Genomic DNA, 14,245 nt, shown 5'->3' with positions numbered 1-14,245 from the left:
CATGCAAATCGCTCAGCTACCCACTTCTTCAGGCATTGCCGGCAAAGGCAGCGGCACGGCGCGCGGCGTCGATGGCGCCTCGGGCAGCGTTGACGGCGCCAGCACGCGCGCCGACGCCGCCGCGCCCAGGGCGGCGACCTCCACGCTCAAGCGCGGGCTGAGCAATTGGGATCATCAGTTGCAGGGCGAGATTTCGAATGCACAGCAAACCCTCGATTACCTCGAACGCAGCAGCAGCCAGCTGCAGGCGCTGAAAAGCGAGCTGGCGGCCAAGCTGGCCGCGCGTGCAGGCCGCGATGGCCAGGTCGAAGCGCGCGTGCGCCAGTTCAGCAGCACCTGGCGCGACCGCAGCAGCGCCTCGGGCGGCTCGCTCGACGCCCAGCTTGGCTACAGCAGCCCGCAAACGGCGCAGCAAAGCTTTACCATCCGTGGCCTGACCATGGCCAGCCTGCAGGAAGGTTCGCAGGAAGTGCTGGCGTTTTCCGTCGGCGGCGCCAACCAGGCGCTGCGCTCGGTGAATATCGAACCGGGCCTGTCGGACGAAGAGATCATCGCCCGCTTCGACCGCGCCCTGATGCCGTCGAATATCCGCGTGCGCCAGGGCGACGATGGCCAGGTGGTGTTCAGCACCCCGGAAGCGTCGTGGGCCAATGTGCGCGACAGCCTGGCCGTGCGCGGCAGTGGCATCCGTTTTCCCACTGGCCAGATGAACCGCGTCAGGACCGACCCGGAACCGGCCGTCATCGTGCCGGAGCAATGGGACACGGGCGACACCGAAGCGCTGCGCGCCACGCTGCACGAGGTGGTGCAGGCGCTGGCGCATATCCAGCAGTCGCGCGCCTCGGTCAGCCTGGCGCTGGCGCAGGCCACGGCCCGCGTCGAAAGCGCCCAGGCCCAGCCGGTCGATGTCGGCATGGATACGGTGGCGCAAAGCTTTACCGACAAGGCCAACAAGCCGGGCTATGAGTCGCTGCTGGCGATCAGTTCCGCGCTCGTCGGCATCAGCCGCGAACGCGTGATTTCGCTGCTGGGCCTGCGTTAATCAATCAATGATCGCAGCTCTTGATTTGATTTTAAATAATAAAAAATTATAACTGCAATCTCATGAGTCACACTTATTTACTCAGTATCATAGTACCTGCCTACAACGTTCAAAAATATATAGAGGCGACCATTACTGCGATTACTTCGCAGATGAATGGCTCGCATGAATTGATTATTATCGATGACGGCTCAAGCGACCAGACCCTGGCCATACTGCACGGCCTGCGGAATACCCATCCCGATTTGCACATTAATATTGCAGAGCAGACCAACCAGGGAGTCGCCGCGGCGAGAAACCACGGCCTGGCCTTGGCGCGTGGAGAATATATTGTCTTTGTCGACAGCGACGACCTGTTGCTGCCTCAATCGTTGAATGAACTTGAAAATGTAATCAAAGAAAAGCATCCTGATGTCATTGCTTGTGACCTGCAATTCTGGTACCCCAATAAAGAATCAAAAAACAAACGCGTGACCAGCAGTTTTGCACCACATGTATTGACTACCGATAAGGAAAAAATACTCAGCACCTATTTCAATGAATGTCATATGTTCGTGTGGTCGAAAATTTTCCGTCGGGAAATTTATTCGCAACAAACATTACCTGTTTTCCCAGAGGGCCGGGTGTATGAGGATGTGACGGCCATACCGCAATTGCTGGATAGCTGCAGTAACTTGTATTACCTTCCGCACTGCCTGATTAATTATCGGCAACGCGATGGCAGCATCAGCAAAACGCCCAGTTTGAAATCGTTTCGTGAATTATCCACAGCATTATTACCAGCGCGCCAGCACTTTGCAACATCGGGCCTGAACAGCAACAGCAAGCTTTTTTTCGATATCGCCCTGTGCCATATTCATATCGGTATCGCCAAAGATACGTATCAATTGCCGCTGCTACAAGGAATACGCTTGCGCAGGGAGATCAAGGCGACTCTGCTTGATGCCTTGTTTCATCCTTGGAAAGAAGTGCTGGAGGCGATGCCCAAGGCGGGCGCCCTGCTCAGCACCCGCGATAGCGCTGCAACCCTGGAAAGAACCCGCTTTCGGCAGAAACAGGCCAAGCAGTTGCAGCAGATACTAGGCGGCAGCCTGATTTTTGATATCAGGCAAACCATCAGCCGGAGGCTACGTTTGTGGCGCGACCTCCTGCGCGGTGGAAATGTGGCCTGACATAGGCGACAAACCCGCCGCTAATGGCGACAGCGTCATTCATCGGCCCATGCCACGCCGGCGCAGGCCAAAATCATGCCCCACCACCAGCAAGGTGCTGGCCACCAGGCTCGACAGGCCCACGATCAATTGAATCAATTTATCGTCGGGCAAGATCCACAATGACGAAGCCGGTGTTTCACAGCCGGTGGCCGCGCTGATCAGGGGCGCCACCCAGGCCGCATCGGGCGTCACGTCGAGCACGACGGCGCCGTCGGCACTGGTCTGCATGTAGATGTCGCCCCCTTCGGCCAGGGTGAAGCGGATGCCGACCCCGGTTTCCTGCGCGCCGATATTGTCCTGCATGCTGCGGTTGTGCTCCTCGATCCACACTTCCACGTCGTACGGCGTTTCCAGGTGCTCCCACGGACGGGGCCGGAAACGGGGACGCGCCAGGATCTCATCGGCGGCCGTGCCGCCGGTTTGGTGGTCTGCTGCGTTCTCTGCTGCGTTGTTTGCTGCGTTATCTGATGCGCCTTGCATGGTTGCCTTCTTTGCGGTGATGCGGCGAAACCGTTTGTCCGCCAGCCATCATTATCCGCTGTTCACGCCAGCCTGGACAAGCATCAGTAAAACTGACAGCTATCAACTTTAAATATCAGCACGCCTGACCTATCATGCTGGCCAGTTCATTATTACGGGCAGCACATGCAAGGCATCCAACGCAAAATCGTCTACGTCACCGCCTTTGAAATCATCGGCATGACCATTTCCACCCTGTGGCTCACCTTATTGTCGGGCGAGTCGCCCACCAGCACCGGGCCGCTGGCCCTGATGATCACCAGCATCGCCGTGATCTGGAATCTGCTGTACAACACCGCCTTCGAATACTGGGAGATCCGGCAGGTGTCGCGCACGCGCACCGTATGGCGCCGCGTGGTGCATGCGATCGGCTTCCAGATCACCCTGGTGGTGTACCTGATTCCGCTGATCGCCTGGTGGCTCGATATCAGCCTGTGGGACGCCTTCGTGCTCGACTTCGCGCTGATGCTGATCATTCCCTGCTACAGCTTTGTCTTCAATTATGTGTTCGACGGCCTGTTCGGCGTGCCGCTGTCGGCGCAGCAGCCCAAGGAAGACAGCAGTCCGATTCAGGGCGCTTCGGCCAGCAACTGAAGAAAGGTCCGTGCCGCAACACCAAGCGGCCGGTCCTTCATCCACACCAGGTGGATCGGCAGCGCCAGGCCGTTGCCGGTATTCTTGAACGCCAGGCGGCGCACGCGGCCCGCCGCCAGCGAGGGCGCGATCGCCGCTTGCGCGAAGTTACCCCAGCCCAGGCCGGCTTCCACCATCGCCAGCGCCATCGGCAGGCTGTCGGTGCGCCAGTGCGACAAACCGACCACCGGACGCGCGTCGGCCAGTTCCAGCTCGCGGCTGGCGACGATGATCTGGCGCAGGTTGACCAGTTCCTCGATATACACGGCGCGCCCCGCCTCGGCAGGCGGATGCTGCGTGGAAATTATCGCCAGCAGCGCGTCGCTGCCCACCAGCTGGAATTGTTCTTCGTGATTGATGCGCCCGCCACCGAAGGCCATGCAGGCGCTGATGCGGCCCCGGTGCAGCAGGTCCAGCACATCGTCCTGCGGCGCGGTCAGCACTTCGATATCGAGCAGCGGGTGGCGCTGCGACAGGGCCTGCACCGCGCGCAAAAAGGGAGCATGGTCGAGTTCGGCCGCGATGCCCAGCGAGATGCGGCTTTCCAGGCCCTGCGACAGTTGCTGCACATGCAGGTGGATTTGCTTGAGCTGCTCGGCCACCAGGCGTGCATGCGGCAGCAACGCCACCGCGGCCGGGGTCGGCACGGCCATGCGTGCGCCGCGGTCGAACAGGGTAATGCCGAGTTCGGCTTCGAGATGGGCGACCGCCATGCTGACGGCCGACGGCGAGCGCCGCAGGGCGCGCGCGGCACTGGAAAACGAGCCGCCATCGACCACGGCCAGGAACAGTTCGATATTGTGGCTGGACAGTTTCATCGCGCATGCGCCGGTCGCGCCGCGCCAGCCATCAGCCTTTCCAGGTGCGCTGCAGGCCCGTATCGGCATGGATCCAGCCGCCGCGCGGGCCGGCGCGGTAATAGAAGCCCACGCCGCCCTGCTTGAAGCTGCGCACCAGCGAACCGAGCACTTCGGAGTTCAGATTCGCCACGCGGATATCGGCCGCCTTGCCTGAAATATGCAGCGACTGGCGCGCGGCGGGCACGCCCGCTTCGCGCAGGCGGCTGTTCGATTCGGGCGTGCGGTAGCCGGACAGGATCTCCAGCGGCTGCTCGATGCCGTAGCGGGCGATAAAGGCCTGCGTGCCCCACAGCGTTTCGAACAGTTTCGGATCGATGGGCGCCGTCTTCTTGCCGTTGACGTCGCGCAGCAGATGGCACAGCTCCTGGTAGGCCGAATCGATGACTTCGCCATCTTTCCAGTACAGCAGCTTGGCCTTCTCGTTGCTGGCCGGACGCACCACTTCCAGCGTGCGTGGCTTGAGCCAAAATTCCAGGTCGAGGATCTGCGCATCGAAAATATCGGGCGGCGGCGCCATTTCCGTGATCGGCGCGCCGCGCGGCGTGGTGATGGCACGGTCGATGCTGGCCAGCTGCTGCGGCGGCACGCTGGTCTTCGGCATGCGTGGCTTGGCGCCGGCCGAAGCCATGGCCGGTTTTTCCGTGCGCGAAGCGCAGCCGATCAGCGGCGTGGCCACCAGGCCGATGGCGGCCAGGCCCATGCCGTGTTGTAGAAAGTTTCTGCGCGTTGCCATAGTCCACCCCAAATAACGATGGGGAATACTATAGCGCATTGTGTCGCGAAGAAAAACCCTGGACACTATCGTGCTGGCCTCAAATCGCGGGAACGGACGACTATTTTCCTTCGCTGCCGGCCCAGCGCGCCATCATCCGGTTCGACGGTATCGTTTCGTCCAGCAGCTTGCGCGCCGATTCGATGCCGGCCACCGGCAGCAGCGCCGGGTCCAGCAGGCCGATCTGCACCAGCACGCTGGCCTGGTCCCAGTAGATATGCTCATGGTAGAGCTTGTCGCCACGGAAGTTGATAATGCCGATCATCGGAATTTCCACGTATTTTCCGGTCGGCGCCACGTTCGGCAGCATCCAGTCGATCTCGCGCGTGTGGGTAAAGCACATGATGAACTCGTCGACCACCTGCAGCGCGCCGACCGTGCGCGAGATCGGGATCATGCGCATGTCATCCGGGTTGGCATGCACGAAATGGTTGCGGTAAAAGCGCGCCAGCTGCTGCGAGCCGACGCCGCCGGTCAGGGTCGGGATATGGTTCACATACGGCTCGGCCACCATGGTCGCCATGGTCGCCGGCACGTCGCGCGTGACGAACTCGTGGTACACATGCTGCTCCCACAGGTCCGACAGGTTGAAGTGGGGACCGATCACCGATTTCAGCGCGGCGATGGTGCGCCCGTGCGCCATCAGGGCCGACGATTTGTCGAAATGCATGCCGCCGACGCGCGCGAACGCATGGTCGGCGCCCGGATAGACATACTGCTCGGCCTGCGGCAGCGCCGCCAGCACCGGCATGATCTGCGCGCGCGCGGCGGCGTCGCAATAGGCGTCATTCCCGGCGAAATGCAGCACCAGCTTGCCACGGATATGGGCCGCTTCGTCCAGCATGGCCTCGATGCCCATGCCGTAGTAGCCGACCGAACAGGCGACATCGGTGCGCGCCGCGGCCAGGTAGGCCAGCTTGCCGCCGACGCAGTAGCCGACATAGCCGATGCCGGGGCCGGACACTTGCGGCAGCGCGCGCAGCGCCTCGATGGACGCCGCGATATCGTCCACCGCCAGGTCGACATCAAGCTGGCCGTAAAAGCCGAACGCCCGCTGGAAGTCATCCTCGGTGTAGCCCAGGTCGACGCCGGGCTGCATGCGCCAGAACAGGTCCGGCACCAGCGCCACATAGCCTTCCTCGGCATACATGTCGGCCACTTCGCGCATGTTCTGGTTGACGCCAAAAATTTCCTGCCCTACCACCAGGCCGGGTCCGCTGCCGCCGGCCGGCAGCGCCAGGTAGCCCTTGAAACTGCCCGTGCCGTCCTTGGCCGGGATATCGATATAGTGTGCCATGCTGTGCTCCATAGAGATTGTCAATGAGACGTGGTTGCCCTCAAGCGCGCTGGCGCAAATCGGCCTGCGACAAAAAGGCGTCAGCAAAGAAGCGTTCGGCCGGCAGCGCGCGCAGCGCCATGAAATCGCGCTGCGCCGCCGCCACCATCAGCGGCGCGCCGCAGGCATACACTTCATGCGCCGACAGATCGGCGTGGTCCTGCAGCACCGCTTCGTGAACAAAGCCGGTGCGGCCGTTCCAGCCGTCGCCGGGCGCCGGCTCGGAGATCACCGGCACATAGTCGAACCACGGCAAGGTCGCGGCCCAGCCACGGCACAGCGCGTCGTGGTACAGGTCGGCCGGCTTGCGCCCGCCCCAGTACAGCCGCATCGGCCGCGCGCCGCCGGCCGCGATGGCCGCCTCCATCAGGGCCTTGATCGGCGCAAAACCGGTGCCGCTGGCCAGCAGCAGCGCCGGCGCGCTGCCGGCACGCAGGTAAAAATCGCCGGCCGGGCCTTCCAGCCGCAGGCGCTCGCCCGCTTGCAGCGTGCCGAATACCTGGTCGGTGAAACGCCCGCCGGGCAGGTGGCGGATATGCAGTTCCAGCTGGTCGCCGCCGCCCACGCTCGCCATCGAATAGCTGCGCCGCACGCCGTCGGCCAGCAGCACGTCCAGATACTGGCCGGCCAGGTAGTCGAGCGGAGCATGTTCGTCCTGCTGCAGGCGCAGCACCACCACGTCGGCGCCGACCTTGTCGATGCTGGCGACGCGGGCCGAAACAAGGCGGCTGGCCGGCATGGCTTGCGCGGCGCAGGCGCCATGGCAGCCGCCGACGGAGTCCACCACCGCCGCCTGGCCGGCCTCCTCCACCTTTACCTCGACCCGCCCCGCCACCACCCGCACCGGAAAACTGCGCACCGCCTCGGTGATCGGCGCCGAGCGCGGCGCGCCGCTGCGGATGTCGATCAGGCCCTGGTGCAGCGGGCATTCGACGCAGCCGTCTTCCATATAGCCGTCGGACAGGCGCGCGTTGCCATGGCTGCATTTGTCGCGCAGGGCAAACACTTCGTCGCCGAGGCGGAACAGGGCCAGCGGCTGGCCGCCGGCCTGGGCCGCCAGCGGCGTGTCGTCGGAGATATCATCGGCCGCGCCGACATCGTGCCAGTTGCTCATGTCAGTCTCCCGGCCTCAGATCGGCGTCGCCAGCAAGGTGGCCACGCGCGAGGTATCGAAAATCACGCGTTTGCTGGCATAGCGCCAGCCGTCCCTGGTTCTCACCACGCGGTCCAGGTAGCGGCCCGCCTGGTAGACAAACGACTCGCCGTCCTGCAGCGTCTGGATCACCACATAGCTCGATTCCGTCTCGGCCGTGTCGGCGTCGATGGCGGTGATCCGCAGGCCCGAGGTCAGGTGGCGGTAGCTGTGCACCTCGTAGATATTCGCGTGGCGCAGCGACAGCACGCGGTCGCGCAGCATGCGCTGGCTGTCGCAATACATCACGCCGATCGGCAGGCCCGCGTCCTCGTTCTCGCGCGGGATGATCTCGTACAGGCAGTCTTCGGTGAAGAAATTCGGCCACGCTTCCAGGCGGTCGTTGTCGAGCGCGCTGATATAGTTTTGCTGCAGCTGGTTCAGTTCGAACCACAAAATCATCTGTTCCATGTTCATTTTCCTTAGAATCCCATCAGCTTTTGGTAGCCCTGCCAGAACTTGCGGATCAGGCTTTCCGTGATCAGGGTGTCTTCCTGGTCCGGCTTGTCCTTCGACATTTCGATCACCGAGCACGAGTCCGGGTCGCGCCGGATGCCGCGCTGGACCATCTCGGTCGCCTCGGTGTCCTCCATCGAGATATAGCCGGCCGGACCCACCAGGTTGGCCTGCTTGATGCGCAGCGCGCGCAGTTCCGGCGTGTCGTCCTCGTAGCCGAAGAAGTGGAAGATCAGCTCGAAGTTGTCCGGCCCCTTGGTCAGCAGCTGGCGCGCCACCAGGGTGTTGTGGATCTGCTGCACCACCAGTTGCGGGAAGATCGGCTGGATGTGGTTGGTGGTGTTTTCCTCGAACTCCTGGATCTGGCCCAGCACCGACGGGTCTTCCAGCGCAAAGCCTTCGTCGAACGAGCGGATCGCCTGCTGCTTGTAGGCGTCGGACGTCTCTTCCTGGTTCTTGGTGGCGGTGATGATGCTGTGCAGGCCATGGCGCTTGTCGGCGATCGAGCGCGCCTTCATGCCGACGCGGAAAATATTGAAGGTGGTGTGGAACAGGTGCAGCAGGCTGGCGTGGTACGGGTCCTTGACGTTTTCCAGGTACAGCTTCCAGTTCGATTTCGAATACTGGCGCGTGCAGCCCAGGTAGACGATGGGCTTGTGGAAGATGCGGTCCAGCCACGGCGTCATTTCGGCGCCCAGGTAATCGACCAGCGGCTCGGCCAGTTCGCTGAAGCTGGCGAACACCAGGCCCTTGTAGCTGTCGACGCGCAGCTGGCGCAGGCCGTGGCATTTCGGATCGAAATCCTTGGGCATGCCGGCCATGCCGTTCTGGCCGCGGCGGAATGGCACGCCCAGCAGGTTGCCGCGCTGGTCGAAGCTCCACTGGTGGTAGGCGCAGCTGTGCGAGCTGGCGTTGCCGCGCGGTTCGCGGCAGACGGTGGCGCCGCGGTGCGAGCACTTGTTGACCCAGGCCGCCAGGCTGCCGTCGTCGGTGCGCGTGACCACCACCGGCGTGTCGCCGACAAAGGTGGATTTGAAATCGCCGGGCTTCAGGATTTCCGCTTCCAGTGCGAGGAAGTTCCACACGGGGCCACGGAAAATGCGTTCCTGTTCCAGCTCGTGGACTTCCTGCGAGCTGAAGACTTTATAGGGGATGCGCGAGCCGTCGGTGCGGGGAAATTGCACCAGCGGGTGGACGCTGGGCGCTGCGTGTTGCTCGGTGTTTGACATGGGGCCTCTCCTGTGACTGGGACTGCGACTGCAGCGGTAACTGTTGATGCCAGTCTAGCGAGGCGGGCCGCGCCGCTCTATCCGGATAATGCAAGTATCGGCACCTGCGATATCCGTTTTCGGCAGCGGCGGCCCGGGCCTTGGGTCCTACACGCCCAGGTAGGCGCTCCACAGGCTGCGGTCGGCTTCCAGCTGGGCCGAGGTGCCCTGCCAGGCCACCTTGCCACGTTCGAGGATCACGTGGCGGTCCGCCAGCCGCAGCAGCCGGTGGACGTATTTGTCGACCACCAGCGTGGTCTGGCCGGCCGCCTTCAGGGCCGCCAGGCAGCGCCAGATCTCCTCGCGGATGACCGGCGCCAGTCCTTCGGTGGCCTCGTCGAGGATCAGCAGGCGCGGATTGGTCGACAGCGCGCGCCCGATCGCCAGCATCTGCTGCTCGCCGCCCGACAGCTGGTTGCCCAGGTTGCGTTCACGCTCCTTGAGGCGCGGGAACAGCGCATACAGCCGCTCCAGGGTCCAGCTGTCGCGCTGGCCATTGCGGTTGTCGGCGAACGCCACCAGGTGTTCGCGCACCGTCAGGTTGGGGAACACATGCCGCCCTTCCGGCACGATGGCGATGCCGCGCCGGGCGATCTGGTCGACCGGCGTGCCGCTGATGCGTTCGCCGCCGAAGCGCACCTCGCCCGCCTGCGTGGCCAGGGTGCCGGTGAGGGTCTTGATGGTGGTGCTCTTGCCCATGCCGTTGCGGCCCAGCAGCGCCACCACCTGGCCCGGATAGATGTCCAGGTCGACCCCGAACAGCACCTGGCTGGCGCCATAGCCGGCCTCGATGCCGCGCGCACTCAACAAGACATCCGGGCCGCTCATGCCACCTCCTGCGCCAGCGCGGCAAAGGTGGCGGCCGACGCCGCCTCGTCGCCCAGGTACACGGCCTGCACCTGCGGGTCGTTCCTGATGGTGTCGGCGTCGCCAGAAATGAGCACCTTGCCGTACACCAGCACCGATATACGGTCGGCCAGCGCGAACACGGCGTCCATGTCATGTTCGATCAGCAGGATCGCCATGTCGCCGCGCAAGGACTGGATCAGCGCGAGCATGCGCGCCGACTCGTGCGGCCCCATGCCGGCCATCGGCTCGTCGAGCAGCAGCAGCTTGGGTTGCGCCGCCAGCGCCAGCGCCACGTCCAGGGTGCGCTGCACGCCGTGCGGCAAGGTGCCGGCCACCTGCTCCAGCACCGCTTCGAGGCCGCAGCGCACGGCCATCGCCTCGGCCGCGCGGTCCAGCGCCGACTCGCCCGCGCGCGCCGCCAGCAAGTGAAAACTGTGGCCGGCATGCGCCTGCATGGCCAGCTTCAGGTTGTCGCGCACAGTCGCTTTCGGAAAGATGCTGGTGATCTGGAAGCAGCGCGACAGCCCGGCCGCCACGCGGCGGTGCGCCGGCAGGCCGGTCAGCTCGACGCCATCGAGCACCACCCTGCCCTGGTCCGGCGCCAGGGTGCCGGAAATCAGGTTGACCAGGGTGGTCTTGCCGGCGCCGTTCGGGCCGATCAGCGCGTGGATTTCGCCCCGTTCGACCTCGAGGTCGACGTGGTCGGTGACCAGCAAGCCGCCGAAGCGCTTGACCAGCCCGTGCAATGCAAACAAACTCATGGTGTTTCCTTCCCGGTGGTACGGCGTGGCGCCGGCCAGCGCAAGGCCGCCAGTCCGCGCGGCAGATACAGCGCGATCAAGATCAACAGCAGGCCCAGTGGCAAATGCCAGTATTCGGTCTGCTGCTTGAGCCACTCTTCCAGCGCCAGCCAGACCAGCGCGCCCAGCACGCCGCCCCAGATGCGGCCGACGCCGCCGACGATCAGCATCACCATCAAGGTGGCCGACTGGGTCCAGTGCATCATCGACGGGCTCACGAAATTGTTATTGGCGGCCAGCATGGCGCCACCGAGCCCAGCCAGCGCGCCGGCCAGCGTGAACGCCAGCAGGCGGATGCGGTAGACGGGATAGCCGAGCGCATGCATGCGGCCCTCGTTGTCGCGGATGCCGCTCAAGGCATGGCCGAAGCGCGAGGCGGTGATGCGGCAGAACAGCCAGAACAGCACGCCGCACAGCAGCAGCACCAGCCAGTACAGGCCGCTATCGTCGAGCGGCTGCGCGCCGGGCCACGGTTCCGGCCGCGCCGCCAGCGTGTAGCCGTCATCGCCGCCGTAGTTGCGCAGCGAAGCGAACACGAAATACAGCATCTGCGCGAAGGCCAGCGTGATCATGATGAAATACACGCCGCGCGTGCGCAGCGAAATGGCGCCCACCAGCAAGGCCGCCAGCGCGCCGGCCGCCAGCGCCAGCGGCCACGCCAGCGCCGCCGAAGTGACGCCGCGTTCGGCCAGGATCACCACCGTATAGGCGCCCACGCCGACAAAGCCCGCATGGCCGAGCGCCACCAGGCCGCCGTAGCCAAGCACCAGGTTCAAACTGGTGGCCAGCAAGGCGAAGATGACGATGCGGCGCAGCACGCCGATGTAATAATCGAGGCCGGTGGCGGCGGCCAGCAGCGGGAAAGCCAGCAGCAGCGCCGCCAGCACGGCAATGATCATGATGCGGGCAGGCGCCCCGGATAAAGTCGCCGGCTTCATGCGCTGCGCTCCGAAAACAGGCCGCTGGGCTTGAACAGCAGCACCAGCGCCATCAGCAGATACATGGACAGGGCGGAGAACGTCGCCCCCAGGTCGGCCGCCAGCGGCCCGGGCATCGCCAGTTTCAGCAGGGACGGCAAAAAGGCGCGCGCCGAAATATCGACCACGCCCACCATCAGGCTGGCCAGAAAGGCGCCGCGCACCGAACCGATGCCGCCGATCACGATCACCACCAGCGCGGGAATCAGGATTTCCTCGCCCATGCCGATCTGCACCGCGACCAGCGGCCCCATCAGCGCACCGGCCAGCGCCGCCAGCATCGCGCCCAGCACGAACACATTGGTAAAGACCCGCGCCACGCGCACGCCCATCAGCTGCGCCATCCAGCGGTTCGAGGTGCCGGCGCGCACCAGCATGCCGACCCGCGTATGGCTGACCAGCAAATACAGGCCCAGCGCGATCAGCAGCCCGGCGCCGATGATCAAGAGGCGGAACGAGGGGTACATCAGGCCGGGCAGCAGTTGCACCGGACCCGACAGGCTTTCCGGCAGCGCGATCATCATCGGCGACGCACCCCAGATCATCTTGACGACGTCATCGGCCACCAGGATCATGCCGAAGGTGGCCAGCACCTGCACCAGGTGATCGGCCTTGTACAGCCGGCGCACCAGTAGCTGCTCGACCAGCACGGCGACGAGCGCCATCGCCAGCACGGCCAGCAGGCAGGCCAGCGCGAACGAGCCGGTGTGCGCCTGGGCGCGCGCCGCCACGTAGGCGCCGCCCATGAACAGCGAGCCATGGGCCAGGTTCATCACGTCCATGATGCCGAACACCAGCGTCAGCCCGGCCGCCAGCAGGAACAGCATCAGGCCGTAGCCGATGCCGTTCAATAATTGCTCCGTAATAAAGACCAGGCTCATCACTTGCCTCGCGCGATGCTCGGCATCGGGCACTGCGCCGCATAGGCGTCGCCATACGCGGTCAGCACGGTGCCGGACAGTTTGTTGCTAATGACGCCCTTGTCATCCTTGCTGACCACGCGCAGGTAGAAATTTTCGATCGGATAGTGGTTGTTGGCATACTTGAACGGGCCGCGGACCGATGCGAAATCGGCTTTCTCCAGCGCCGCCACGATGGCCGGCCGGTCGGCCATATTGCCTTTGACCGCCTTGACGGCGGCGTCGATCGACAGGATCACGTCATACGCCTGGGCCGCGTAGATCGATGGCGCGCGCCCGCCAAACTCCTTGCGGTAGGCGGCGACAAAGGTACGGTTGGCGGCGTTGTCCAGGTCGTGCGCCCAGTGCGCCGTGTTGTACAGGCCCAGCATCGGCGCGCCGACCGCGCCGATCACGTCTTCGTCGGCGGAAAAGCCGGTGCTGACCAGCTTGATATCTTTTTGCAGGCCGGCGGCCACGAACTGCTTGACGAAATTGATGCCCATTGCGCCCGGCAGGAAGTAATACAGGGCGTCAGGCTTGTCGGCGCGCAGCTGCGCCAGTTCGGTGGAGAAATCGAGCTGCCCCACTTTCACGTACAGCTCGTCGGCCACCGGCGCGCCATAGGCCCGCTTGAAGCCGGTCAGGCCATCGCGGCCGGCCGGATAGTTGGGCGCCATCAGCATGATTTTCTTGAAGCCGCGGTCGCTGGCAAACTTGCCGGCCGCTTCATGGAACTGGTCGTTCTGGTAGGCGGTACCGAAAAAATACGGACTGCATTTGGCGCCCGCGTACTGGCTGGGGCCGGCGTTGTTCGACAGATACGGCACCTTGGCCGCGAACAGTACCGGGCCGGCCGCGAGCGCCGCGTTGGAGGCGATCGGGCCGGTAAAGAAGTCGATCTTGTCTTTCTGGATAAAACGCTCGGCCAGCTGGCGCGCCTGGTCGGGATTGCCGGCCATGTCGACCTGCAGGAATTCGGCCGGCTGGCCGCCCAGTTTGCCACCCAGCTGCTTGATGGCCAGCGCGAAACCGTTGCGCGCATCCTGGCCGGGGCCGCTGAAGGGGCCTGAGACATCGAGCGCGAGGCCCACCTTGATGGGCGCCGCCAGCGACGGCGCACACATCACGGCCAGCACCGCGGCGGCCACGAAACGATGCTTGAAGAAAGGTGCTTGCGTCATGTTATTCCTATAGGTCGATGGTTGTAACGTTGGTTGAATGCGAACTGCATGGCGGCCCCTGGAGCGGGGTACGAGGAAAGTCTACGGAGGCCTTCGGCGGCCGACTATCCGCATCTGGCAATCTTGGCAAGCGCAGCTATCCATTTCTTGCCATGCGGGCCAGGCCGATGCATAGCCCATCCGAGCTAGTGCGAGCGGGGGATTGACAGCGCGCGCCAGCACGGTGCGCATCGGGCCCGGGCGC

15 protein-coding genes are annotated in these 14,245 nt (G+C 64.2%); 3 read left to right on the top strand and 12 right to left on the bottom strand.

The window, feature by feature from the left end:
- Position 1 precedes the first annotated feature (1 nt).
- Together ACP7B7_RS09920 and ACP7B7_RS09915 are read left to right on the top strand one after the other, a co-directional pair.
- Positions 2-1,042 carry a hypothetical protein gene (locus ACP7B7_RS09920; RefSeq protein WP_426076571.1) on the top strand — a complete coding sequence of 347 codons (1,041 nt, stop codon included), beginning with the start codon at positions 2-4 and terminating at the stop codon, positions 1,040-1,042.
- A 62-nt stretch (positions 1,043-1,104) separates the two neighbouring features.
- Positions 1,105-2,214, top strand: coding sequence for a glycosyltransferase family 2 protein (locus ACP7B7_RS09915; protein WP_308920368.1), 1,110 nt, complete (start codon positions 1,105-1,107; stop codon positions 2,212-2,214).
- Between the two features lie 39 nt (positions 2,215-2,253).
- Here ACP7B7_RS09915 and ACP7B7_RS09910 read toward each other — a convergent pair whose 3' ends face one another.
- Entirely contained in the window at positions 2,254-2,736 is a 483-nt protein-coding gene (locus ACP7B7_RS09910; RefSeq protein ID WP_426076570.1) for a hypothetical protein, read from the bottom strand.
- 165 nt (positions 2,737-2,901) lie between these two features.
- Between ACP7B7_RS09910 and ACP7B7_RS09905 the strand changes: the two genes are divergently transcribed.
- A complete protein-coding gene (locus ACP7B7_RS09905; protein ID WP_426076569.1) occupies positions 2,902-3,369 on the top strand; it encodes a PACE efflux transporter in 468 nt (155 codons plus the stop codon).
- On the opposite strand, the gene ACP7B7_RS09900 is transcribed toward ACP7B7_RS09905, so the two are convergent.
- The 11 genes from ACP7B7_RS09900 to ACP7B7_RS09850 form a co-directional block, all read right to left on the bottom strand.
- On the bottom strand, positions 3,345-4,226 hold the full coding sequence (locus ACP7B7_RS09900) for a LysR family transcriptional regulator (protein WP_426076568.1): 882 nt from the start codon (positions 4,224-4,226) through the stop codon (positions 3,345-3,347). The genes ACP7B7_RS09905 and ACP7B7_RS09900 overlap by 25 nt on opposite strands.
- A gap of 31 nt (positions 4,227-4,257) precedes the next feature.
- Positions 4,258-5,001 (bottom strand): DUF882 domain-containing protein, encoded by a 744-nt coding sequence (locus ACP7B7_RS09895; protein WP_426076567.1) that lies wholly within the window; start codon positions 4,999-5,001, stop codon positions 4,258-4,260.
- A 100-nt stretch (positions 5,002-5,101) separates the two neighbouring features.
- Complete coding sequence (locus ACP7B7_RS09890) at positions 5,102-6,337, bottom strand: dienelactone hydrolase family protein (protein ID WP_426076566.1); 1,236 nt, start codon at positions 6,335-6,337, stop codon at positions 5,102-5,104.
- Positions 6,338-6,377: 40 nt separating this feature from the next.
- Entirely contained in the window at positions 6,378-7,490 is a 1,113-nt protein-coding gene (gene andAb / locus ACP7B7_RS09885) for an anthranilate 1,2-dioxygenase ferredoxin subunit AndAb (RefSeq protein ID WP_308920363.1), read from the bottom strand.
- Positions 7,491-7,505: 15 nt separating this feature from the next.
- Positions 7,506-7,979 (bottom strand): anthranilate 1,2-dioxygenase small subunit AndAd, encoded by a 474-nt coding sequence (gene andAd, locus ACP7B7_RS09880; RefSeq protein ID WP_308920362.1) that lies wholly within the window; start codon positions 7,977-7,979, stop codon positions 7,506-7,508.
- Positions 7,980-7,990: 11 nt separating this feature from the next.
- Entirely contained in the window at positions 7,991-9,253 is a 1,263-nt protein-coding gene (gene andAc, locus ACP7B7_RS09875; protein WP_426076565.1) for an anthranilate 1,2-dioxygenase large subunit AndAc, read from the bottom strand.
- A gap of 147 nt (positions 9,254-9,400) precedes the next feature.
- Positions 9,401-10,120, bottom strand: coding sequence for an ABC transporter ATP-binding protein (locus ACP7B7_RS09870; RefSeq protein ID WP_426076564.1), 720 nt, complete (start codon positions 10,118-10,120; stop codon positions 9,401-9,403).
- Positions 10,117-10,902, bottom strand: a complete 786-nt coding sequence (locus ACP7B7_RS09865) for an ABC transporter ATP-binding protein (protein WP_426076563.1) — start codon at positions 10,900-10,902, stop codon at positions 10,117-10,119. Before ACP7B7_RS09865 ends, ACP7B7_RS09870 begins: the two co-directional genes overlap by 4 nt.
- Positions 10,899-11,879, bottom strand: a complete 981-nt coding sequence (locus ACP7B7_RS09860; protein ID WP_426076562.1) for a branched-chain amino acid ABC transporter permease — start codon at positions 11,877-11,879, stop codon at positions 10,899-10,901. Before ACP7B7_RS09860 ends, ACP7B7_RS09865 begins: the two co-directional genes overlap by 4 nt.
- Positions 11,876-12,799: a branched-chain amino acid ABC transporter permease gene (locus ACP7B7_RS09855; protein WP_308920357.1), complete on the bottom strand. Its 924-nt coding sequence runs from the start codon at positions 12,797-12,799 to the stop codon at positions 11,876-11,878. Before ACP7B7_RS09855 ends, ACP7B7_RS09860 begins: the two co-directional genes overlap by 4 nt.
- Positions 12,799-14,001 carry an ABC transporter substrate-binding protein gene (locus tag ACP7B7_RS09850; protein ID WP_426076561.1) on the bottom strand — a complete coding sequence of 401 codons (1,203 nt, stop codon included), beginning with the start codon at positions 13,999-14,001 and terminating at the stop codon, positions 12,799-12,801. Before ACP7B7_RS09850 ends, ACP7B7_RS09855 begins: the two co-directional genes overlap by 1 nt.
- Positions 14,002-14,245: the final 244 nt, after the last annotated feature.

The organism is Janthinobacterium sp. PSPC3-1, from assembly GCF_049896105.1.
GTDB lineage: Bacteria > Pseudomonadota > Gammaproteobacteria > Burkholderiales > Burkholderiaceae_D > Janthinobacterium.
This window is presented reverse-complemented; position numbering and strand designations above follow the sequence as displayed.